The sequence below is a fragment of the Streptomyces sp. NPDC043853 genome (assembly GCF_056436025.1).
In genome coordinates this window covers 444919-466696 of sequence record NZ_JBWKDJ010000001.1, presented here as the reverse complement: position 1 = coordinate 466696, position 21778 = coordinate 444919, and the positions used below count along the sequence as shown (strand labels likewise).

Here is a 21778-nt window from a genome sequence, read left to right as displayed (position 1 = left end):
AGCAGCTCCGCGGGGGGTGCTGCCGCAGAAGGGTGAACGGATGCACGTACCAAGAGCCGTGACCGTTGCCGTGGCGACAGTAGCTGTGGGGGCTGCCCTCGTCATTGCCTCGGCACTCACCGATCAGACACCACTCTTCCGAGCCGGCCTCGTGCCCCTGCTCTGCGGACTCGCAGGGGCAGTGTCGGCGCGCAACCGCGAGGACACCAACCGAGTCATGGCGCTCCAGGTGCAGATGGCGCACCTGACGGCTCGCGAGCGTCAGCGGTATACGGAACTTGGATGGCGGGCCGCCGAGATCAACATGCGCGACGCGGCCGAGCAGGCAGAACCGCGGGGAGACATCGTGCCGTTCCCCGCGCAGGCTTCCCAGCTCATGCGTCGCGACGGGAGCGCACAGGCGAGGACATGAGCACAGAGCGGCTGAGCGCAACGGACTTGCGCAGCGCAGGAAACCCGGGCGGCCTGATCCCAGCGATCGGATACGCCCGGGTTTCTACGTGGCGCGAAGAGATGATCTCCGTCGAGATTCAACGGAAGATTGTCGAGGAGGTTGCCGAAAGGCGAGGGCGATGCATCACCGAATGGATCGTCGACCCCGACGCAACCGGCCGCAACTTCAAACGCAAGGTCATGCGCGCGATCGAAATCGTCGAAGACGCCGTCCGCCCAGAACGTGAGGTCTGGGCCTGGAAATTCAGTCGCTTCGGACGCAATCGGCACGGAGTTGCGGTCAACCTGGCACGCATCGAGGCAGTCGGCGGAGACCTCGTGTCCGCCACCGAGGAAGTCGACCCAAAAACAGCCGTCGGCCGGTTCACCCGCGGCATGCTCCTCGAACTCGCCGCCTTCGAATCCGACCGGGCCGGCGAACAGTGGAAGGAAGCCCACGACCTCCGCCGCAGCAAAGGCCTACCCGCCACCGGCGGACGCCGGTTCGGATACATCTGGCACCCCCGGCGCGTCCCGGACGGCCAGGGCGGAATGCGCGTCCAAGAGGAGCGTTACGAGGTGGATCCTGCCCTCGCCGAGCTGTCCTTGGAGGGCATCCAGGGGTACAACGAAGGCAAGACCGGATACGGCAAAATCGCCGCACGCTGGAACGAACTCGGCGTCGTCAACACCCGCGGCCGCCCCTGGCAAGACCAAACGGTCCGCTGGTACTACGACAGCGGATTCGGAGCCGGCCTCCTCGTCACCCACCGCCCCGACGTCCAGTGCAGCGACCCCGGCCGGTGCCAGAAGCCGCCGCACTACTCCCATCTGCCCGCCGAGCACGAGGCGATTTGGACCGGGGAGGAATGGGATACCTACCAAGCCCGCCGCAAAGCGCGGCGAGAGATGTCCCCCCGCAGTCACAATCCGGCGTACCCGCTTACGGGCCTTATCCGCTGCGGGGAGTGCGGCGGGTACCCGATCAACGACAACAACAAGCAGTCTTGTTACGCCTACCACTGCGGCGCGCGCGCCCGCCATGCGGTGGAGCACGAGACCGTGTGGATCCGGAGAGCGCTCGTCGAGGAGCGCGTCCACGAGTGGCTATTCGAGGTGCGCGACGAGATTGACGCGATCGCGGCCGGCACCGTAGTGCTCCCGACGCCGCGCCGGGCGCCCGACGTCAGCGGCCAGCGGAAAGCGCTGGAGGTGCAGCTAGGAAAGCTCTCCGTGGCCATCGACCGGGCGACAACTGGGCACGTCATGGGGGACATCCCGCGTGATTCGTACCTGCGCACGCGCGACATGCTCACGGCGGAGATGGCGGATGTGCAGCGCAAGCTGGACGCGCTGCCGAAGGAGCAGGCGGAGTCGTTGAGCCCGGTGCCCTTCCGCGAGGTTGTGCAGGGTCTGCTTGACGAGTGGGCGACGATCAGTGTGCAGTCGAAGCGCACGATTCTGGCGTCGTTGATCCGGCGGGTGGAGATCTGCGCGCACAAGGTGGTCCGGGTGGTGCCGGTGTGGGCTCCGGCGGACCAGACGCCCGACGCGGAGCCCACTACCGTTTGAGCCACCAGGACTTGGCTACCGGGCCGCGTACCCCATAACAGGATAATGGTCGGAGAGGTTGGTGTACGTGTAGGACGTGCCCCAGCTGGAGACCGTCCAGGGGGCCGACTGCTCCTTGACCACGTTGTTCTCCCAGCCGGCCGGGCGGGCGTGGCCCGTGCGGTGGAGGACGTAGTCGAGGTCCTCGCGGGGGTCCGTCGGGTAGCGGTACTTCGCGATGGAGTTGTCCGCGGTGTCGAAGGAGTAGGTGTGGCCGGTGCGGGAGTCGGCGCCGGCCAGGCCCGCGTCCGCGAGCATCGTGTTGTACTCCGGGGTGCGGGAGTCGACGTTCATGTCGCCCGCGACGATGACCTGCTCGTTCGCCGGGATGTTCTTGGCGTCGAGGAAGGCGTCGATGTTCTTGAACTGGCGGCTGCGCATCTGGGCGGCCTCGCCGGCGCCGCAGCCCGGGTCGGTGGACTGCGCGTGGGTGCCGACCACGTGCACCTTGGTGCCGTTCACGTTCAGCACCACGTACGCGAAGCCCTTGTTGGACCACCAGTCCGCGCCGCACGCGTCCTTGTAGACGTACTGCTCCTTGCGGACGATCGGCCACTTGCTGAGGATCGTGACGCCGCCGTCCTCGGGGGTGGTCGAGGAGTACGCGCCGCCGGTGGCGTCCCAGCCGCTCTTGCTCCGGCCGACCACCGGCGTCTGGTAGGGGTACTGCGCGGCCGAGTTGGCCTTCAGCGCGTCCGAGGCGGAGTTGTCGAAGGCCTCCTGGAGGACGACGACGTCGTGGCCCTGGTAGAAGGAGGCCTTCGGTATCTCCGCGGCCCGGTGGTCCTGGCCCCAGTTCGGGTACAGGCTCTTGCTGAACAGGAAGACGTTGTACGTGAGGACGCTGAGATTCGGAGTGGCGGCGGGCTCCGCGACGGCCGGCGTCGTGGTGGCGGCCAGGGCGGCGGTGGCGACGGCCGCGACGGCCGTGGCGGCGGCCTTGCTGCGGAACTGCTCGTTGAGCGGCATGCGGTCTCCAGCATTCCTGTGGGGAAGAGCGACCGCGCCATACAAGCAGCCCCAGTTACCTCCGGGTAACACCCGTGCACCGAGAATCTTGACGCGCCATGGCCATACTGGAGGTGTGAAGATCGAAGCGGGGAAGGCAGCGATGAGGGGCGACCGAAGGAAGGATCCGGAGCCGCCACCGCCGGGCGGCGTGCTCTGGACGATCTCCGGTGACATCCGGCAGCTGCTCATGCTGCCCGCGGCCTTCACCATGCAGGTCGCGCACCCGGCGATCGGCGCCGGGGTCGACCAGTACTCGGTCTTCCGCACCGACCCGTGGGGCCGCGGGGAGCGCTCGCTCCGGTCCGTGCAGCTCTGGGTGTACGGGGGCGAGGGGGCCGCCGAGGAGGGCCGCCGGGTCCGCCGGCTGCACAAGGACATCCAGGGCACCGACACCCGGGGCCGCCGCTACCACTCCCTCGACCCGGCTTGCTACTCCTGGGTGCACGCCACCGGCTACCCCGTCTACTCGCACGCCGCCCGCTACCTCTACCGGCCCTTCACCCCGGCCCAGGAACGGCAGCTCTACCGCGAATGGCTCCAGGTAGGCCGCATCCTCGGCATTCGCGACCGGGACATGCCGCAGACCATCGAGGAGTTCGGGCCCTACTACCGGCGGATGCTCGCGGAGGAGATCGAGAACACCAAGGTGGCACGGGAACTCCTCGCCACCGATGTCCCCCTGCCCCGGCCCGAGGGCGGGCCGCTGCCGCTGCGGGTGCTCACCCGGCTGGCCTGGCCGCTGCTGCGCACCCTGTTCCTGCGCTTCCGCGCCTTCGTCACCGTCGGCTACATGCCGCCCGACGCGCGGGCCGCCATCGGACTGGAGTGGACCGAGGCCCAGGAACGCCGGCTCCGCCGGTTCAGCTTCGCCGTACGGCACCTCGTACCGCTGCTGCCGGAACGGTGGCGGTACCTGCCGCTGGCCCGGGAGGCCCGGGCGCGGTGGCGCGCCGCCGCTGCCCGCTGAGGAGCGTGCGGCGGCGCACCGTCTCCGTACCTGCCCGTACGGTCAGTGGCCGTGCCCGTCACGGCCGACGTGGCCGCCGTCGCCGCCGTGGTCGTGCACGGTGTTCGTCGCGGCGATCTTCTTCCACGACTTGGGCTCGGCGGAGGGCGCGGCCGGGGCGGCGAAGGAACGCCCCTTCGGGGGCTTGGCGGCCTTCGGGGCCGGGCCGGTGGCCGGCTTGCCCGCCGTGTACAGCCAGGTCTGGAACAGTGCGGCGAGCTTCTTGCCGGAGACCCGCTCCGCGTACGCGACGAAGTCGCCCACCTTGGCGTTGCCGTACTTCCGCTCCGTCGGCCAGCCCTTGAGGATCTCGAAGAACTTCCCGTCGCCGACCTCGTTCCGCAGCGCCTGCAGGGCCAGCGCTCCACGGTCGTAGACGGCGAGGTGGAACTGGTTCGCCGCCCCCGGGTCACCCGGCTTGACCTGCCAGAACGGGTCCTCGGCCGGCCGTGAGGCGTACACCCAGTCGGCGAGCTCCTGCGCGGTGCCCTCGCCCTCCTTCTCCGACCACAGCCACTGGCTGTAGCGGGCGAAGCCCTCGTTGACCCAGATGTCCTTCCAGTTGTCCACCGACACGCTGTCGCCGTACCACTGGTGGGCCAGCTCGTGCACGACCACCGACACGTTCGCGCCGTTCGCGAACTGGCGCGGGCTGTAGAACGGACGGGTCTGCGTCTCCAGCGCGTAGCCGCTGGTCACGTTGGGCACGTAGCCGCCCAGCGCGTTGAACGGGTACGGGCCGAACACGCCCTCCAGCCACTCCGCGACCTCGCCGGTCCGCTCGATGCTGGCGCGCGCCGCCCCGTCGTTGTCGCCGAGGTCCTTGCTGTAGGCGTTGAGGATCGGCAGGCCGTTCGCGGTGGTGTCCGTGGTGACGTCGAACCTGCCGATGGCGAGCGTGGCCAGGTACGTGGCCTGCGGCTTGTTGGACCGCCAGTTCCAGCGGGTCCAGCCGAGCCGTGAACTCTGTGACTGCAGCACGCCGTTGCTGATGGCCTGGGTGCCGTCCGGAACGCTGACGGACACGTCGAAGGTGGCCTTGTCCAGCGGGTGGTCGTTGCTCGGGAACCACCAGATCGCCGAGTCCGGCTCCTGCGCGGCCACCCCGCCGTCGGGCGTGCGGTGCCAGGCGGTCCAGCCGTCCACCTTCAGCTCCGAGGGCTTCCCGGCGTACTTCACGACCACCGTCACCGGCTTGTCCTTCGCCAGCGGCTTCGCCGGGGTCACCTCCAGCTCCTGCGTCCCGGAGGTGGCGAACCTCGCCTTGGCCCCGTTGACCCGGACCTCGCTCACCTTGAGCCCGAAGTCCAGGTTGAACCGGGACAGGTCCTGCTTGGCCGTGGCCAGCAGGGTGGCCGTGCCCTCCAGCAGGTCCGTCTTCGGCTCGTACTTCAGCCGCAGGTCGTAGTGCGAGACGTCGTATCCGCCGTTGCCGCTGGCCGGGTAGTAGGTGTCGCCGAGACCCGGCGTGCCCGGACCGGCAGTCGCCGCCGACGCCGGGATCACCAGCAGAAGGGAGGCGGCGAGCACGCTCGGGGCGATGACTTTGCGGTGCACGAAAGGCTCCAAGGGGTAGGGGGCGCTGTTCCGTTCGACCGTATTCACCGTCCCGGGCCCAGGTGGTGTCCATGGCCCCTCCTGTCACACGATCGCCATTCGGCCGTCACGATCTTGGCTGGACCGGCTCGGAACGGCCGAAAACCAGGGGGTGTGCAGGGGTGTCCCGAGGGGGCGGCGCTCGTTGGTCCGGGCATGACGATCAAGAAGACCCTCGCCGTCGCCCTCGCCGCCGGGGCCGCCGCCCTCGGCTTCTCCGGCACCGCCCTCGCCGACGGAGTCCCGGTGGAACGGGCCGTGGCGGAGGCCGGCACGACGGCGGGCAACCTCGTCGAACGGCCCCCGGTGGACGTGGAGGCCCTCGCCGGCGACCTGTCCTCGCTGTCCGAGCAGGCCCGGAACGGCACGATCGGCGGCTGAGCGAGCATGGCCGGAACCTGGCTGCCGCCCGAGGAGTTCGCCGAGACGCTGCCGAAGGCGAGCGTGTTCGGAACCATGTTCTTCACCGACGAGCACGACCGGCCGGTCCAGCTGCGGGCGGTGTACTCGCAGAGCCATCCCTGGCAGTGGCCGGGGGGCTGCATGGACCCGGGGGAGAGGCCGTGGGAGACCGCGCTGCGCGAGTGCCGGGAGGAGACCGGCATCGTGTACGGGGGACCCCGGCGACTGCTGGCCACCGTGTTCGGACTGCCGAGCAAGACCTGGCCGCTGAGCACCGTCGGATTCGTCTTCGACGGCGGCTGGCTCACCGACGGGCAGGTGCGGGACATCGTGCTGAACCCGGAGGAGCACGACGAGGTACGGGTGCTCCCGTTGGAGGAGTGGTGCCCGCTGATGCCCCCGCGTGACTACGCGCGACTGGAGGCGGTGATGCGGGCACGAACGTCCGGGACCACGGGGTACTTCGACTCCTGGGACTGGGGGGACTGAGGTACCCGGCCGGTACGACCGAGGTCGCCGGCCGGTGGGACCGGTGCCCCCGGGCCGGTGCGCGGGGGCGGAGCCGCGGGCAACGGGGTTGCCCCGGGGCAGGGTTCCCCACCGACTAAGCAGTCGGTAACCTCCGGTCCATGACTGTTGACCCGCGAGCCGCCCGCCGCGTGTGGCACGGCGCCATCAATCCGATGCACTCCACCGTCTACTTCTCGCCGGACGCCGTCACCGCGTTCGGCGAGCTCGGCATCACCGACCGCCTCGCACAGAACCTGGCCTCCCGCTCCGCCGCCATGGGTGCGGTCGGTGCCGGCACGGTCGCCGCGGCCTTCTACAACTACCGCTACGAGCTCATAGCCCGGCACCTTCCGGCCGTCTGGGACACCGCCACGCCCGGACAGGTCCTCGCCTCCCGCCTGAGCGCCGCCGACGCCACCCTGCGGCGACTGCTCGGCGCCGAGGCCCTCGCCTCCGCCGAGATGACCGAGGCCGCCGAACTGGCCCTGCGGGCCGCCGAGGGCTGCACCCGGCACGGCCGCGTCCTCTACTCCGCCCACGCCGACCTGCCCGTACCCGAGGAAGCCCACCTGCGGCTCTGGCACGCCACCACCCTGCTCCGCGAGCACCGCGGCGACGGCCACCTCACCGCCCTGCTCACCGTCGGACTCGACCCGCTGGAGGCCCTGGTCAGCCACAGCGCCACCGGCAAGGGCTTCTCCCCCAAGTGGATCAAGGTCACCCGGGGCTGGGAGCAGGAGGACATCGAGGCCGCGGCCGGCCGGCTGCGCGAGCGCGGAGTCCTCGACGAGTCCGGCGGACTGACCGTGGCCGGCAAGGAGCTCCGCGAGGAGCTGGAGGCCCAGACCGACCGGCTTGACGCCGCCCCGTACGCGCACCTCGGCGCGGCCGGCCTGGAACGCCTGGGCGAACTGGGCGGTGCCTTCGTGATGGCCGCGCTCACCGCCGGCGCCTTCCCCGCCGACCTGTTCGGCTAGTGCTGTGACCGCATAGGTTCGCCGGGTTGGTGGTCGTGGCGGTTGGATGTGCGGTGGCTGAGCCTGTCCGTGTGCGCAGACTGACCGACCAGGAGGGCCAGAGGCTGCAGCAGATCGTGCGCCGGGGCAGTACCAGTTCGGTGCGATACCGGCGCGCGATGATGTTGCTGGCCTCGGCCGGCGGGAACCGGGTGCCGGTGATCGCCCAGCTGGTGCAGGCCGACGAGGACACCGTCCGGGACGTCATCCACCGGTTCAACGAGATCGGCCTGGCCTGCCTGGACCCTCGATGGGCGGGAGGCCGTCCCCGCCTGCTCAAGCCTGACGACGAGGACTTCGTCATCCAGACGGCCACCACCCGCCCGACCGCACTCGGTCAGCCCTTCACCCGCTGGTCACTGCGCAAACTCGTCGCCTACCTGCGGAACGTCCACGGCAGGTTCATCCGCATCGGCCGCGAGGCGTTACGCTGCCTGCTCGCCCGCCACGGCATAACCTTCCAGCGCACCAAGACCTGGAAAGAGTCCCCGGACCCCGACCGCGACGCCAAACTGGACCGGATCGAGAAGGTCATGGACCGCTTCCCGGACCGGGTCTTCGCCGCCTGGCCGGACATGGCCGCGCCGATGGCCCTTCTCGACCAGCGGGGCGTCGACGTCGCCGTCTTCCTGCTCACCAGGCATGCGCGGATGCTGACGGACGTTCGGCAGCATTCGGCGCGGTCAGGCCTCGGTGGGATGGCCGTCAGATGTAGGCCGTTCGGCGCAGCTGTGTGGCGGGCGGACAGGGGTCAGGATCTCCTGGGGAGGTCCGTTCCTTCAGCGATCTGGAAGCCGCCCCCATGACGATGTACCGCCTGAGGCTGCTGAGCGCCGGAACCGGCCTCGCTCTGTCCCTCGGCCTTGCCCCGACAACCGCCCACGCCCAGGTGTCAGTGCCTTGCGGAGACGTGACAGCCCTGATCGCGGCGATCAACGCCGCCAACAACGGCACCGGCGACCGGCACATCGTGCTCGCCGAGGGCTGTACGTATACCCTTACCGCGGTTGCCGCGAACACTGCCTTCGGCTCCGACGGGCTGCCGGTCGTCACCGGTCGGATCACGATCGACGGGTCGGGCTCTACCATCACCCGCAACTCCAGTGCCCCGCTCTTTCGCATCTTCGAGGTCGCCGAGCGCGGCTCACTCACACTGAACCGACTCACCGTCAGCGGCGGCAGTGTGCCGCAACAGGCGGCGTTCCACAGCGACGGCGGGGGTATCCGCAACGCCGGGCAGCTCCAACTCGCCACAACGACCGTGACCGGCAACCTGGCCGACTCCGGCGGCGGCATTTACACCACCGGCGACCTCACCATGGTCTCCAGCACCGTCAGCGACAACCGAGCGGAGCACGCCTTCGGCGGCGGCATCGACAATCTGCGCGGCACGGTGCGGATTACCTCCAGCACGGTCAGTGGGAACTCCGGCTACCAGGGCGGAGGCATCGTCAGCAGCGGCCGTACTACCGCACGAGTCGTCATCACCGCGAGCACGATCCGCGACAACACCGCCCATGGGCTGGGCAGCACCGGTGGCGGCCTCCTCAGCAGCGGCAGCCTGCGGATCAATTCCAGCACCGTCCGCAACAACCGGGCGGACATCGGTGCTGGGCTGTACAACGAGGATGCCGCCACAGCGGTTGACACCACCTTCGCCGACAACGCAGCGAGCGCCGGCGGCGCGATCGCCAACGTCACCACCGCCACCATGACCCTGAGGTCGAGCCGCATCACAGGAAACACGGCCACGTTCAACGGCCTCGGCCAGGGCGGTGGAATCTTCAACCACGCGCGGCTGACCGCCATCGATACCCTCATCACCGGCAACACGACTGACGGCCAGGGCGGCGGCATCTACAACTACGTCCAAATCCTCGGCCCGGACCGGCTCAGCGACGGAACCGTACGCCTCACGGGCAGCACTGTCACCGGCAACACCGCCGGCGTTGCCGGCGGCGGCATCTACAACGACACCGGCGGCACCGTTCGAATCGCCTCCTCAACGGTGACCGGGAACCAGCCGGACAACTGCGCCGGCACCCCTGTACGCGGCTGTACCGGCTGAACCTGGCTGCGGGACTGTCAATCGAACGGCCCTGTCTAAGATTCGGCCCCGCCAGGCCCGCCATGAGCGCCACAGTTGGCCGCTGAGCGTTTTTGGGTGGACGTGTGCGCTCAGCCCGCATCGGTTGGAGTCCTCCGTACGTCACCCTCATGCAGCAGTGTCGCTAGTGCTGTGACCGCATAGGTTCGCCGGGTTGGTCAGGCTGCGGGTGCGAGGGGGCGTCCGCCCCAGCGGATGCCTGTCTCGCTGCGAATGCGGGCGCGTTCCTTGCGCTGGGTGGCGAGCACTTTGGGGTGGCGGGCGTTGGTGTTGCGCCAGCGCAGGTAGCGGTGCAGGGCCCGGGTCTGCGCGGGGTGGCTGCGGTGGTGGGAGTTGGCCAGGGTGAACTGCCGCAGCGGGCCGAAGTGGGCCTCGATCGGGTTGGCCCAGGAGGCGTAGGTCGGGGTGAAGCACAGTTCGACCTTGTTCTTCGCCGCCCAGCGGCGAATGTCCGTGCCGGTACGGGCGGAGAGGTTGTCCGAGATGATGTAGATCGGAGCGCCGTCGGGTCGGGCGGCGCGGATCGACTTCAGCGCGGCCAGGCTGTTGGCGGTGCCCTTGCGGCGACGGTTGACGCCCCACAGACGGTCGTCGCCGACGGAGTAGCAGCCGTGGAAGTAGGTGACGCCATGGGTGCGGCGGTAGGTCGCCGGGAGCCGGTTGGGCTTGCCCTGCTCGGCCCAGCAGGAGCCGGCGGTGGGCCTGATCCCCAGCGGCCCGAACTCGTCGAAGGCGAAGACCCGGTCCGGGAAGCGGTCCATGACCTTCTCGATCCGGTCCAGTTTGGCGTCGCGGTCGGGGTCCGGGGACTCTTTCCAGGTCTTGGTGCGCTGGAAGGTTATGCCGTGGCGGGCGAGCAGGCAGCGTAACGCCTCGCGGCCGATGCGGATGATCCTGCCGTGGACGTTCCGCAGGTAGGCGACGAGTTTGCGCAGTGACCAGCGGGTGAAGGGCTGACCGAGTGCGGTCGGGCGGGTGGTGGCCGTCTGGATGACGAAGTCCTCGTCGTCAGGCTTGAGCAGGCGGGGACGGCCTCCCGCCCATCGAGGGTCCAGGCAGGCCAGGCCGATCTCGTTGAACCGGTGGATGACGTCCCGGACGGTGTCCTCGTCGGCCTGCACCAGCTGGGCGATCACCGGCACCCGGTTCCCGCCGGCCGAGGCCAGCAACATCATCGCGCGCCGGTATCGCACCGAACTGGTACTGCCCCGGCGCACGATCTGCTGCAGCCTCTGGCCCTCCTGGTCGGTCAGTCTGCGCACACGGACAGGCTCAGCCACCGCGCCTCCAGTCGACGGAATGGATGCCACCGCACATCCAACCGCCACGACCACCAACCCGGCGAACCTATGCGGTCACAGCACTAGGTACATCGCCCCGGGAGGTCGTGTCCTCCGCATCGGGCCGGACCGGCCCGTGACAGGCGTCGCGGGCCCGGCGTGATCCGAAGGACACGGCCTGCGTCCGAACCACGGACCGGCCCCACGGGGCGGGGCGTCCCCCGTCCGTCGGTGCCACCTGCCACAATTGGCGGCTCCAGGCACAGACGAAGGCGGGACCGAGAACGTGACCACGTCCATCGAAGGCAGGATCGCCGAGGAACTCGGCGTACGGGAGCGGCAGGTCAAGGCCGCCGTCGAGCTGCTCGACGGCGGCTCCACCGTTCCGTTCATCGCGCGCTACCGCAAGGAAGCGACCGAGATGCTCGACGACGCGCAGCTGCGCACCCTCGAGGAGCGCCTGCGCTACCTGCGCGAGCTGGAGGACCGGCGCGCGGCGATCCTGGACTCCGTACGGGAGCAGGGCAAGCTCGACGCCGAACTGGAGGCGCGGATCAACGCGGCCGACACCAAGGCCCGCCTGGAGGACATCTACCTCCCCTTCAAGCCCAAGCGGCGCACCAAGGCGCAGATCGCCCGCGAGGCCGGGCTGGAGCCGCTCGCCGACGGGCTGCTCGCCGACCCGTCCGTGGAGCCGGCCGCCGCGGCGGCCGCGTTCGTCGACGCCGACAAGGGGGTCGCCGACCCGGCGGCCGCCCTGGAGGGCGCCCGCGCGATCCTCACCGAGCGCTTCGCCGAGGACGCCGACCTGATCGGCGAGCTCCGCGAGCGCATGTGGGGCCGCGGAAGGCTCGCCGCGAAGGTCCGCGAGGGCAAGGAGGAGGCCGGCGCCAAGTTCGCCGACTACTTCGATTTCGCCGAGCCCTTCACCGCCCTCCCCTCGCACCGCGTGCTGGCCATGCTGCGCGGCGAGAAGGAGGACGTGCTCGACCTGACCCTGGAGCCGGAGGAGCCCGAGGCGGCGGCCGTTCCCGGCCCGTCCGCCTACGAGGGCATGATCGCCCGCCGCTTCGGCGTCGCGGCACCCTCGGCCGCCGGCCGCCCCGGCGACAAATGGCTCGCCGACACGGTCCGCTGGGCCTGGCGCACCAAGATCCAGGTGCACCTGGGCATCGACCTGCGGATGCGGCTCCGCCAGGCCGCCGAGGACGAAGCCGTCCGGGTCTTCGCCGCCAACCTGCGCGACCTGCTGCTCGCCGCGCCCGCCGGCACCCGCGCCACCCTCGGCCTGGACCCCGGCTTCCGCACGGGCGTCAAGGTCGCCGTGGTCGACGCCACCGGCAAGGTGGTGGCCACCGACACGATCTACCCGCACGTGCCCGCGAACAAGTGGGACGCGTCGCTGGCCACTCTCGCCCGGCTGGCCGAGGAACACGCCGTGGAGCTGGTCGCGATCGGCAACGGCACGGCCTCCCGGGAGACCGACAAGCTGGCCGCCGACCTGATCGCCCGGCACCCGGAGTTGAAGCTCACCAAGGTGATGGTCTCCGAGGCCGGTGCCTCCGTGTACTCGGCCTCCGCCTTCGCCTCCCAGGAACTCCCCGGCCTGGACGTGTCACTGCGCGGCGCGGTCTCCATCGCCCGCCGCCTCCAGGACCCGCTCGCCGAACTCGTCAAGATCGACCCCAAGTCGATCGGCGTCGGCCAGTACCAGCACGACCTGTCCGAGGTGAAGCTGTCCCGCTCCCTCGACGCCGTGGTCGAGGACTGCGTCAACGGCGTGGGTGTGGACGTCAACACCGCCTCCGCTCCGCTGCTCGCCCGCGTCTCGGGCATCAGCACCGGCCTCGCCGAGAACATCGTGGCGCACCGCGACACCAACGGTCCGTTCCGCAGCCGCAAGTCCCTCAAGGACGTGGCCCGGCTCGGCCCCAAGGCGTACGAGCAGTGCGCCGGCTTCCTCCGGATCCGCGGCGGGGACGACCCGTTGGACGGCTCCAGCGTGCACCCGGAGGCGTACCCGGTGGTCCGGGCCATGGGCAAGAAGGCGGGGGGCGAGGTCGCCGCGCTGATCGGCAACACCGGCGTGCTGCGCTCGCTGCGCCCGGAGGAGTTCGTCACCGAGGCGTTCGGCCTGCCGACCGTCACCGACATCCTCCGGGAGCTGGAGAAGCCGGGCCGGGACCCGCGCCCGGCGTTCAAGACGGCCACCTTCAAGGAGGGCGTGGAGAAGATCGGCGACCTGGCCGCCGGGATGATCCTGGAGGGCGTGGTCACCAACGTGGCCGCGTTCGGCGCCTTCGTCGACATCGGCGTGCACCAGGACGGCCTGGTGCACGTGTCGGCCATGTCGAAGACCTTCGTCAAGGACCCCCGGGACGTGGTCAAGCCCGGCGACATCGTCCGCGTGAAGGTGATGGACGTCGACATCCCGCGCAAGCGGATCTCGCTCTCGCTCCGGCTGGAGGACGAGGCGGACGGCGGGGATGCGGGCGGTGGTCAGAAGCCGCGCCAGGACCGCCAGGACCGCCGGTCGCGTCAGGAAGGCCAGGGGCAGGGCCAGAACCAGGGCCAGGGTCAGGGTCAGGGTCAGGGCCGTCGTGGTGGCGGCCGCCCGCCGCAGCAGCGCGGCAACGGCGGCGGCCGGTCCCGTGACAACGCCCCGGCGCCGGTGAACAGCGCGATGGCCGACGCCCTCCGCCGCGCCGGCCTCGGTGGCGGCGACCGCAAGCGCGGCTGACGGCGGCCGCCGGGCGGGCGGTCCGCCCGGCGGCAGGGCCCGGCGGGTAGGGCCCGGCGGGCGGTGGCCGGATATGGCCGCCGCCCCCGGAACTCCTTTGCCCTGAAGGGCCAAGATCGGTAGTCATGGTGGTAATTTCCGTATTGCGCCACGCCCGTCCGTCGGCCGGCGGACGGGCCCACGCCAGGGAGTGACGCTGCTTTGACCACCGTTGTGATCACCGGCGCCAGCGCGGGTCTCGGCGCCGCCTTCGCACGCGGCTTCGCCGCCAAGGGCTGCGACCTGGTTCTGGTCGCCCGGGACACCGCCCGGCTCAAGGACCTCGCCGAGGAACTGGCCACCGCCCACGGCACCCTCTCGGAGGTCCTGACCGCGGACCTCCTCGACCCCGATCAGTGCCGCACGGTCGCCGAGCGGCTCGCCGACCCCGCCCGGCCGGTCGACGTCCTGGTCAACAACGCCGGCTTCGGGCTCCCCGCCCCGTTCCCGTACAGCCCGGTCGAGGACGAGGAACGGATGCTGGACCTGCTGGTCAAGGTCCCGCTGAAGCTCACCCACGCGGTCGTCCCGGGCCTGCGCGAGCGCCGCCGCGGGGCGGTGCTGAACGTCTCCTCGGTGGCCGGCCTGCTGCCCACCGGCACCTACGGCGCGGCCAAGGCCTGGGTCACCGCCTTCAGCGAGTCCCTCCGGGTGGACCTGGCCCCGTACGGGGTCCGGGTCCTGGCCGTCGTCCCCGGCTTCACCCGGACCGAGTTCCAGGAGCGGGCCGGCATGGACGTCAGCTCGCTCCCCGACGCCGTCTGGCTCGATGCCGACGAGGTGGTCGCCCGGGCCCTGAAGGACCTGGCCCTGCGCCGCCCGCTCAGCATCACCGGCCTGCGCTACAAGGCCTACGCCATGGCCGCCCGCCACCTGCCCCGCACCTTCGTAGCCCGGAAGATGGCCCGCGACCGCCGCCGGCCCGCGTCGGTGCCGACTGCCGGGCACCAGGAGGCGGTGCGATGAACGGCCCGTCCGGTACGCCCGGGAAGGCAGAGGCGCCCGAGAAGGCAGAGGCGCCCGAGAAGGCAGAGGCCCCGGGAAGGGCCGGGGCACGCGCGATGCGGCCCGCCGCGCGGGTCGTCTGCGTGGACGCCGCCGACCGCGTGCTGCTGCTCCGCTGGCGGGACCCGTACGACGGATCGCTGCTGTGGGAGCCGCCCGGCGGCGGCATCGAGCCCGGCGAGACGCCGTTGGCTGCGGCCCGCCGCGAACTCGCCGAGGAGACCGGCCTCGACCCCGCGGCCGTCCTCGACCGCTCGGTGCCGGTCGACCGCGACCTCCGCTGGAAGGGCGAACGGTACGCCGGCCAGGAGCACTTCTTCGCCGCCCGGTTCGCCGGGGAACGGCCCGAGCCCGTCCGGACCGGCCTGCACCCCGACGAACAGGCCAACATCCAGGCGCACGCCTGGATCCCCTGGTCCGAACTCCACGCCCTGCCCGACCGGCTTGAGCCGCCCCGGCTCCTCGCCGTGCTCGCCGTCCTGCTGCCGGACGGCCCGTGGTGCGCGCCCCCTCGGGCTACAGCTCGGTGACCTTGCCGTCGGAGACCTCCAGTCGGCGGGTGGTGCGCACCGTGTCGAGCATGCGGCGGTCGTGGGTCACGAGCAGCAGGGTGCCCTCGTAGGACTCCAGGGCCGATTCGAGCTGCTCGATCGCCGGGAGGTCCAGGTGGTTCGTGGGCTCGTCGAGGACCAGGAGGTTCACTCCGCGGCCCTGGAGCAGGGCCAGGGCGGCGCGGGTGCGTTCGCCGGGGGAGAGGGTGGCCGCCGGGCGCAGCACGTGCACGGCCTTCAGGCCGAACTTGGCCAGCAGGGTGCGGACATCGGCCGGCTCGGTGTCCGGGACGGCCGCGCAGAACGCCTCCAGGAGGGACTCCTCGCCGAGGAACAGGCCGCGGGCCTGGTCCACCTCGCCCACCAGCACCCCGGAGCCGAGGACGGCCGAACCGGAGTCCGGTTCGAGCCGGCCCAGCAGGGCGGCCAGCAGGGTGGACTTCCCGGCACCGTTGGCCCCGGTGATCGCGATCCGGTCCGCCCAGTCGATCTGCAGGCTGACCGGCCCGAACCGGAAGCCCCCGCGCAGCACTTCGGCCTCGCGCAGGGTGGCCACCACCGAGCCGGAGCGCGGCGCCGCCGCGATCTCCATGCGCAGCTCCCACTCCTTGCGGGGCTCGTCGACGACCTCCAGGCGTTCGATGGCCCGCTGCGTCTGCCGGGCCTTGGCGGCCTGCTTCTCGCTCGCCTCCGAGCGCAGCTTCCGGCCGATCTTGTCGTTGTCGGAGGCCTTCCGGCGGGCGTTGCGGACGCCCTTGTCCATCCAGTTGCGCTGCATCTGGGCGCGGCCCTCCAGGGCCGAGCGCTTGTCGGCGTACTCCTCGTACTCCTCGCGGGCGTGCCGGCGCGTGGTCGCCCGCTCCTCCAGGTACGACTCGTAGCCGCCGCCGTAGAGGTTCACCTGCTGCTGGGCCAGGTCGAGTTCGAGGACCTTGGTGACCGTGCGGGCGAGGAACTCGCGGTCGTGGCTGATGACGACCGTGCCCGCACGCAGCCCCTGCACGAAGCGCTCCAGCCGGTCCAGGCCGTCCAGGTCCAGGTCGTTGGTGGGCTCGTCGAGCAGGAAGACGTCGTAGCGGGAGAGGAGCAGGGAGGCGAGTCCGGCGCGGGCGGCCTGGCCGCCGGACAGCGCGGTCATCGGCAGGTCGAGGTCCACGCCGAGGCCGAGTTCGTCGGCGACCTCCTGCGCCCGGTCGTCCAGGTCCGCTCCGCCGAGGTTCAGCCAGCGGTCCAGGGCCGCGGCGTACGCGTCGTCGGCCCCCGCCACCCCGTCGACCAGGCCCTGGGTGGCCGAGTCCAGGTCCGCCTGGGCGGCCGCCACACCGGTGCGCCGGCCCAGGAACTCCCGTACGGACTCCCCGGGGCGGCGCTCCGGCTCCTGCGGCAGGTGGCCGACGGCGGCGGCCGGCGGGGACAGCCGGAGTTCGCCGTGCTCCGGGGTGTCCAGGCCGGCCAGCAGCCGGAGCAGGGTGGACTTCCCGGCGCCGTTGACGCCGACCAGGCCGATGACGTCCCCGGGGGCGACCACGAGGTCGAGCCCGGAGAAGAGGGAGCGCTCACCGTGACCGGCGGCGAGGTCCTTGGCGACGAGGGTTGCAGTCATGATCTGACGATCCTAGGCGGTATCGGCCCGGCGGTATCGGCCGCGGCAGGCGCCGCATGGCAGGAAAGGTGGGATGCCCGTCATTGCGGACATCGGGCGGCGCACACAGGATGGATGCATGTCACCGCGAAACGTGCTGGTCCTCTACTACGACGGGATGCAGAGCCTGGACGTCACCGGTCCGGTGGAGGTGTTCGCGGGGGCCGCCCGCTTCCCGCGGACGGACGGCGGCTACCGGATCCGGACGGTCTCGCCGGGCGGCGGGCCGGTCCGCACCAACAGCGGGCTCTGCCTCGTCCCGGACGGCGCGCTGGAAGACGTGCCGGACGCCGAGGTGGGGGAGGACACCATCCTGCTGGTGCCCGGCGGGCGGTACACCGGGGACTTCGCACCCCGGCTGACCGGCTGGCTCCGCGTGTACGGGGGTCGCGCGGGCCGGCTGGTGTCCGTCTGCACCGGCGGCATGCTGCTCGCCGAGGCGGGACTGCTCGACGGGCACCGGGCGACCACCCACTGGGCCGCGTGCGAGCAGATGGCCCGGGACTACCCGGAGGTCACCGTGGAGCCGGACCCCATCTTCGTCCGGGACGGCAGGGTGTGCACCAGCGCGGGGGTCACGGCCGGCATCGACCTGGCGCTCGCCCTCGTGGAGGAGGACTTCGGCCAGGACGTCGCCCTCACCATCGCCCGGCACCTGGTGGTCTTCCTTCGCCGGCCCGGCAACCAGGCGCAGTTCAGCGCCCAGCTGTCGGCGCAGACCGCGCGCCGCGAACCCCTGCGGGACGTGCAGCAGTACATCACCGAGCACCCCGGGGCGGACCTCGGCGTCGAGGCGCTGGCCGCCCGCGCGCGGCTCTCGCCGCGCCACTTCGCCCGGGCCTTCCAGGAGGAGACCGGAGTCACCCCGGGCCGGTACGTCGAGCGGGTGCGGGTCGAGCACGCGCGCCGGCTGCTGGAGGAGACCCGGGAGGGCGTGGCACAGGTCGCCCGGTCCTCCGGCTACGGCACCCCCGAGGCGCTGCGCCGGGCCTTCGTCCGCGCCCTGGGCCAGCCCCCGGCCGAGTACCGCCGCAGGTTCGGCCCCGACGGCCACGGCTCCTGACCCGAGCCGCCGCGCCGAGGCCGGCTACTTACGCACCACCCACCGCGTACGCACCACCGCACCGAGCACGCACCACCCACCGAGCACGCACCACCGAGCACGCACCACTCCGGAGGAGACATGCAGATCGCCATCCTGCTCTACGACCGCTTCACCAGCCTCGACGCCGTCGGCCCCTTCGACACCCTCGGCCGCATTCCCGGCGCCGAGACCGTGTTCGTCGCCGAGCGCCCCGGGCCCGTGCGCAATGACTCCGGCGCCCTCGCGATGGTCGCCGACAAGGGGCTCGACGAGGTCACCCGTCCCGACATCGTCGTCGTCCCCGGAGGACCGGGGCAGAGCGACAACATGGAGAACGCCGTCCTGCTCGACTGGCTGCGCGCGGTGGACGCCGGCTCCACCTGGACCACCTCCGTCTGCACCGGCTCGCTGCTGCTGGCCGCGGCCGGGCTGCTGGAGGGCCGCCGGGCGACCAGCCACTGGCTGGCCCTGGAGCAGCTGCGGAAGTACGGGGCCGAGCCGACCGGGGAGCGGGTGGTCACCGACGGCAAGTACGTCACCGCCGCGGGTGTCTCCTCCGGCATCGACATGGGGCTCACCCTGGTCGGGCGGATCGCGGGGGAGCGGGCCGCCCAGAGCGTGCAGCTGCTCACCGAGTACGACCCGCAGCCGCCCTACGACGCGGGCTCGCCCCAGAAGGCCCCGGCCGACCTGGTCGAGGAGTGGCGGGCCAAGAGCCGGTTCATCCTGGAGTAGGCCCGGCAGCCGGCGGGGCTCAGAGAGCCCCGCCGGCCCCGTCGGCCTCCTCGGCCCCGTTCCAGGTGAACACCGGGGCCCGGCGCTCCAGGAACGCGGCGACCCCCTCGGCGTGGTCGTTGCTCCCGTCCATCTGCGCCGCCCAGTGCGCGTCGCGGTCCGTGCGCCCGTCCGCGAACTCCTTCGCCGCCGCCTGGGTGAGCAGCGAGCGCGAGGCCAGCACCGCCGCGAACCCGGCGACCCGCTTCTCCAGCCCGTCCGACGGGTGCACCTCGTCCACCAGGCCGGTCCGCAGCGCCCGTTCGGTGTCGATCAACTCGGCGGAGAACAGCAGGTACTTGGCGGCGGCCGGTCCCACCAGGCGGGCCAGCCGCCGGGTCGAGGCCGACGGATAGACGATGCCCAGCCGGGCCGGGGTCACCCCGAACAGCGCCCCCTCCGCCGCGAACCGCAGGTCGCAGGCCGCGGCCAGCTGGGTGCCGCCGCCCACGCAGTGCCCGCGGACGGCCGCGAGCGTCGGCTTGGGGAAGGCCGCCAGGGCCTCCTCCGCGGCGAGCGCCAGCGGCTTGGGGTCCTCGCCGCCGGTCAGCGAGGTGATGTCGGCGCCGGCGCAGAACGTGTCCCCGGCCCCGGTCAGCACCAGCACCCGTACGGCCGCGTCCCGCGCGAACCCGTCGAGCAGCTCCGGCAGCGCCCGCCACATCGCGGCGGTCATGGCGTTGCGCCGGGCCGGGTGGGAGATGGTGACCGTGGCGACTCCGTCGGCGACGGAGGTCAGCAGCTGCGCGTCCATGCGGCGAATCCTATGATCAAAGGGTTCGTCCGGGGGATGCCGGAGGGGGTGCTGCTGGAGGTGCACGCCCATGGGCGCAGAACGGACCGACGGGACCGACGGGACCGAGAAGAGCGGCGGCACCGGCCGCAACGGTGAGCCGAAGCGGGGCAGGGAGAAACTCAGCCGGCACTACGGATGGCTGGCCGTGCTCGGCGTGATCCTGGTGCTGGCCGGACTGGTGGGCCTGGTCTACGCCGGCCTCGCCACCCTGACGACCATGTTCCTCTTCGGCTGCCTGCTGCTGATCGGCGGCGTGGTGGGGCTGTTGCAGGCCTTCCAGTCCCGCAAGAGCAGCTACTTCTGGCTGGCCGTGATCATCGCCGCGATCAACATCGCGGCCGGCCTGGTGATCCTGGCCCGTCCGCAGGCGAGCGCCGAGGCGCTCACCATGTTCGCCGCGCTGTTCTTCCTGATCGGCGGGCTGTTCCGGCTGGCCGGGGCCGTCGTGGTGCGGGGCCCCGAACTGGGGCTGACCCTGGCGCAGGGCGCCTTCGGCGTGCTGCTCGGCCTCCTGATCCTGTGGGAGTGGCCCGGCAGCAGCCTGTACGTGATCGGTACGTTCTTCTCGCTCGCCCTGCTCTTCGACGGGCTGGCCCTGATCGCCCTCGGTACGGGGGCGCGGCGCATCCTGGGCCTGGTCAGCGAGGAGGAGACCGTAGCGGCGGCGCCCGAGGGCAACGGCCGGCCTCCTGCGGAGGGGGCCGGAAAGGGGCCGACGGAAGATCAGGAACAGTCCAACAACTGACGCTGTCATAAACCAGCGGTCAGAAAGTGCCCGAATGACGCCGACTTGTGGTCAGCAGAGCGGTGCGGACCAGCGCGTTCCCCACCCTTGACGCGTGGAGACGATCGAGCGCGAAGACGGGGGCCGGAAGATGGAAGCGGACGTCAGCGGGACGGCGCCGCCGGCCCGGTACGAAGGCGTGTGGAGGTTCACCGCCCCCGCGGTTGAAGAATCCGTTCCGCAGGCCCGTCGGGCCGTCCGCGACCTGCTAGGGCGGCAGGGCGTGCCGGCGGACCGGGACACGGTCTACACCCTGCTCCTGATCGTCTCCGAGCTCGTCACCAACTCGGTGCGGCACGCCGCCCTGCTCTCGCCCGAGGTCGCGGTCGAGGTGGCCATCGGCCGGGAGTGGGTACGGGTGGCCGTCGAGGACAACCACCCGTACCGCCCCAAGGCGCTGGAGGCGGATTTCGGTCAGACGGGCGGCCGCGGCCTGCTGCTGGTGCGCGAGACCACCAGGGAGGCCGGCGGGGTCTGCGACGTCGAGCACACGGCGGGCGGCGGCAAGGTGATCTGGGCGGCCCTGCCGTTGGTCCCCGGCCCGCGCTGACAGCCGGACGGGGCTGGGCAGGCAGGACGGGCAGCCGGCCGGACGCGCCGCACACCGCACGGCTGACGCCGCACGGGCCGCACGCCGCACGGGCCGCACGCCGCACGGGCCGCACGCCGCACGGGCCCGGTGGGGGCGTACGGGCTACCAGCCGGCGGCTTCCCCGGTCAGTTCGCGGATCGCCGGCCGGGCCGCGTCCAGCACGGTCATGAACCAGGCCGAGAACGGCTGCTCCGCGTGCCGCTTGGCGAGCTCGTCCGCGGTGACGAAGGCCGTGTCACCGACCTCCTCCGGATCGGGCCGCAGCGTGGCCTGCGCGAGTCCCACGAAAAGGTGGTTGTACTCCTGCTCCACCAGCCCCGATGCCGGATCCGGGTGGTTGTAGCGGACGGTGCCGGCCTCCGCGAGCAGCGAGGGGGACACCCCCAGCTCCTCGTACGTCCGCCGGGCCGCGGCCGCGAACGGCGACTCACCCGGATAGGGGTGCCCGCAGCAGGTGTTCGACCAGACGCCGGGAGAGTGGTACTTCCCCAGCGCGCGCTGCTGCAGCAGCAGTCTCCCCTGCTCGTCGAAGAGGAACACCGAGAAGGCCCGGTGCAGCTGCCCGGGCGGTTGGTGCGCGGCGAGCTTCTCCGCGGTGCCGATGGTATTGCCTGCCTCGTCGACCAGTTCGAGCATGATCGGTTCCTGCGGGGCGGTGCCGTTGGACGCGGGGTGCGCGGCGGTGGCTGGTGTGATCGGCATAACCATCCTTCGCTTCGGAATACGGCCTTCAGTCTGCCGCACAAACCGGGCTTGTCCGCACTTCGTCCATCCGCGCATGTCCGCCGCCCACCCCGTGC

The 21778-nt window shown here is 71.5% G+C and carries 20 protein-coding genes and 1 pseudogene; 15 read left to right on the top strand and 6 right to left on the bottom strand.

What is annotated here, in order from left to right; translation table 11 throughout:
• Window positions 1–217: 217 nt before the first annotated feature.
• Together AC067U_RS01955 and AC067U_RS01950 are read left to right on the top strand one after the other, a co-directional pair.
• Window positions 218–412 carry a hypothetical protein gene (locus tag AC067U_RS01955; protein WP_478827634.1) on the top strand — a complete coding sequence of 65 codons (195 nt, stop codon included), beginning with the start codon at window positions 218–220 and terminating at the stop codon, window positions 410–412.
• The gene (locus AC067U_RS01950; RefSeq protein ID WP_478827633.1) at window positions 409–2004 is read left to right on the top strand and encodes a recombinase family protein; all 1596 of its coding nucleotides are present in this window, start codon (window positions 409–411) and stop codon (window positions 2002–2004) included. The genes AC067U_RS01955 and AC067U_RS01950 overlap by 4 nt, the downstream gene beginning before the upstream one ends.
• Window positions 2005–2019: 15 nt before the next feature.
• Here the strand turns inward: AC067U_RS01950 and sph are convergent, their stop codons facing one another.
• Window positions 2020–3012, bottom strand: coding sequence for a sphingomyelin phosphodiesterase (sph, locus tag AC067U_RS01945; RefSeq protein WP_478827632.1), 993 nt, complete (start codon window positions 3010–3012; stop codon window positions 2020–2022).
• 142 nt (window positions 3013–3154) lie between these two features.
• On the opposite strand from sph, the gene AC067U_RS01940 reads away from it, so the two are divergent.
• Complete coding sequence (locus tag AC067U_RS01940) at window positions 3155–4021, top strand: oxygenase MpaB family protein (protein ID WP_478828262.1); 867 nt, start codon at window positions 3155–3157, stop codon at window positions 4019–4021.
• Window positions 4022–4063: 42 nt separating this feature from the next.
• On the opposite strand, the gene AC067U_RS01935 is transcribed toward AC067U_RS01940, so the two are convergent.
• Window positions 4064–5617, bottom strand: coding sequence for a M1 family metallopeptidase (locus AC067U_RS01935; protein WP_478827631.1), 1554 nt, complete (start codon window positions 5615–5617; stop codon window positions 4064–4066).
• 195 nt (window positions 5618–5812) lie between these two features.
• Here AC067U_RS01935 and AC067U_RS01930 point away from each other — a divergent pair, with 195 nt between their 5' ends.
• The 5 genes and pseudogenes from AC067U_RS01930 (at window position 5813) to AC067U_RS01910 (ending at window position 9652) form a co-directional block, all read left to right on the top strand.
• Window positions 5813–6037, top strand: coding sequence for a hypothetical protein (locus AC067U_RS01930; RefSeq protein WP_478827630.1), 225 nt, complete (start codon window positions 5813–5815; stop codon window positions 6035–6037).
• Window positions 6038–6043: 6 nt separating this feature from the next.
• Window positions 6044–6547, top strand: coding sequence for an NUDIX domain-containing protein (locus tag AC067U_RS01925; RefSeq protein ID WP_478827629.1), 504 nt, complete (start codon window positions 6044–6046; stop codon window positions 6545–6547).
• 140 nt (window positions 6548–6687) lie between these two features.
• Entirely contained in the window at window positions 6688–7545 is an 858-nt protein-coding gene (locus tag AC067U_RS01920; protein ID WP_478827628.1) for an SCO6745 family protein, read from the top strand.
• A 53-nt stretch (window positions 7546–7598) separates the two neighbouring features.
• Window positions 7599–8147, top strand: a pseudogene (locus AC067U_RS01915) (helix-turn-helix domain-containing protein); the annotation flags it as partial.
• Between the two features lie 347 nt (window positions 8148–8494).
• A complete protein-coding gene (locus AC067U_RS01910; protein ID WP_478827627.1) occupies window positions 8495–9652 on the top strand; it encodes a hypothetical protein in 1158 nt (385 codons plus the stop codon).
• Between the two features lie 197 nt (window positions 9653–9849).
• Here the strand turns inward: AC067U_RS01910 and AC067U_RS01905 are convergent, their stop codons facing one another.
• Window positions 9850–10971, bottom strand: a complete 1122-nt coding sequence (locus tag AC067U_RS01905; protein ID WP_478827626.1) for an IS630 family transposase — start codon at window positions 10969–10971, stop codon at window positions 9850–9852.
• A 286-nt stretch (window positions 10972–11257) separates the two neighbouring features.
• On the opposite strand from AC067U_RS01905, the gene AC067U_RS01900 reads away from it, so the two are divergent.
• From AC067U_RS01900 to AC067U_RS01890, 3 genes are all read left to right on the top strand, one after another.
• Entirely contained in the window at window positions 11258–13711 is a 2454-nt protein-coding gene (locus AC067U_RS01900; protein ID WP_478827625.1) for a Tex family protein, read from the top strand.
• 201 nt (window positions 13712–13912) lie between these two features.
• Window positions 13913–14716 carry an SDR family NAD(P)-dependent oxidoreductase gene (locus tag AC067U_RS01895; protein ID WP_478827624.1) on the top strand — a complete coding sequence of 268 codons (804 nt, stop codon included), beginning with the start codon at window positions 13913–13915 and terminating at the stop codon, window positions 14714–14716.
• Complete coding sequence (locus AC067U_RS01890; RefSeq protein ID WP_478827623.1) at window positions 14713–15285, top strand: NUDIX hydrolase; 573 nt, start codon at window positions 14713–14715, stop codon at window positions 15283–15285. The genes AC067U_RS01895 and AC067U_RS01890 overlap by 4 nt, the downstream gene beginning before the upstream one ends.
• On the opposite strand, the gene AC067U_RS01885 is transcribed toward AC067U_RS01890, so the two are convergent.
• Window positions 15272–16909 (bottom strand): ABC-F family ATP-binding cassette domain-containing protein, encoded by a 1638-nt coding sequence (locus AC067U_RS01885; RefSeq protein WP_478827622.1) that lies wholly within the window; start codon window positions 16907–16909, stop codon window positions 15272–15274. The two genes, AC067U_RS01890 and AC067U_RS01885, sit on opposite strands and share 14 nt — an antisense overlap.
• Before the next feature lie 118 nt (window positions 16910–17027).
• Here AC067U_RS01885 and AC067U_RS01880 point away from each other — a divergent pair, with 118 nt between their 5' ends.
• Both AC067U_RS01880 and AC067U_RS01875 read left to right on the top strand, forming a co-directional pair.
• Window positions 17028–18011, top strand: a complete 984-nt coding sequence (locus AC067U_RS01880) for a GlxA family transcriptional regulator (protein WP_478827621.1) — start codon at window positions 17028–17030, stop codon at window positions 18009–18011.
• Window positions 18012–18131: 120 nt separating this feature from the next.
• The gene (locus AC067U_RS01875; protein ID WP_478827620.1) at window positions 18132–18767 is read left to right on the top strand and encodes a DJ-1/PfpI family protein; all 636 of its coding nucleotides are present in this window, start codon (window positions 18132–18134) and stop codon (window positions 18765–18767) included.
• A gap of 19 nt (window positions 18768–18786) precedes the next feature.
• Here AC067U_RS01875 and AC067U_RS01870 read toward each other — a convergent pair whose 3' ends face one another.
• Window positions 18787–19560, bottom strand: a complete 774-nt coding sequence (locus tag AC067U_RS01870; RefSeq protein WP_478827619.1) for an enoyl-CoA hydratase/isomerase family protein — start codon at window positions 19558–19560, stop codon at window positions 18787–18789.
• 70 nt (window positions 19561–19630) lie between these two features.
• Between AC067U_RS01870 and AC067U_RS01865 the strand changes: the two genes are divergently transcribed.
• Window positions 19631–20347, top strand: a complete 717-nt coding sequence (locus tag AC067U_RS01865) for an HdeD family acid-resistance protein (RefSeq protein WP_478827618.1) — start codon at window positions 19631–19633, stop codon at window positions 20345–20347.
• A gap of 130 nt (window positions 20348–20477) precedes the next feature.
• Window positions 20478–20936 carry an ATP-binding protein gene (locus AC067U_RS01860; RefSeq protein ID WP_478828261.1) on the top strand — a complete coding sequence of 153 codons (459 nt, stop codon included), beginning with the start codon at window positions 20478–20480 and terminating at the stop codon, window positions 20934–20936.
• Between the two features lie 144 nt (window positions 20937–21080).
• Here the strand turns inward: AC067U_RS01860 and idi are convergent, their stop codons facing one another.
• Window positions 21081–21680 carry an isopentenyl-diphosphate Delta-isomerase gene (gene idi, locus AC067U_RS01855; RefSeq protein ID WP_478827617.1) on the bottom strand — a complete coding sequence of 200 codons (600 nt, stop codon included), beginning with the start codon at window positions 21678–21680 and terminating at the stop codon, window positions 21081–21083.
• Window positions 21681–21778: the final 98 nt, after the last annotated feature.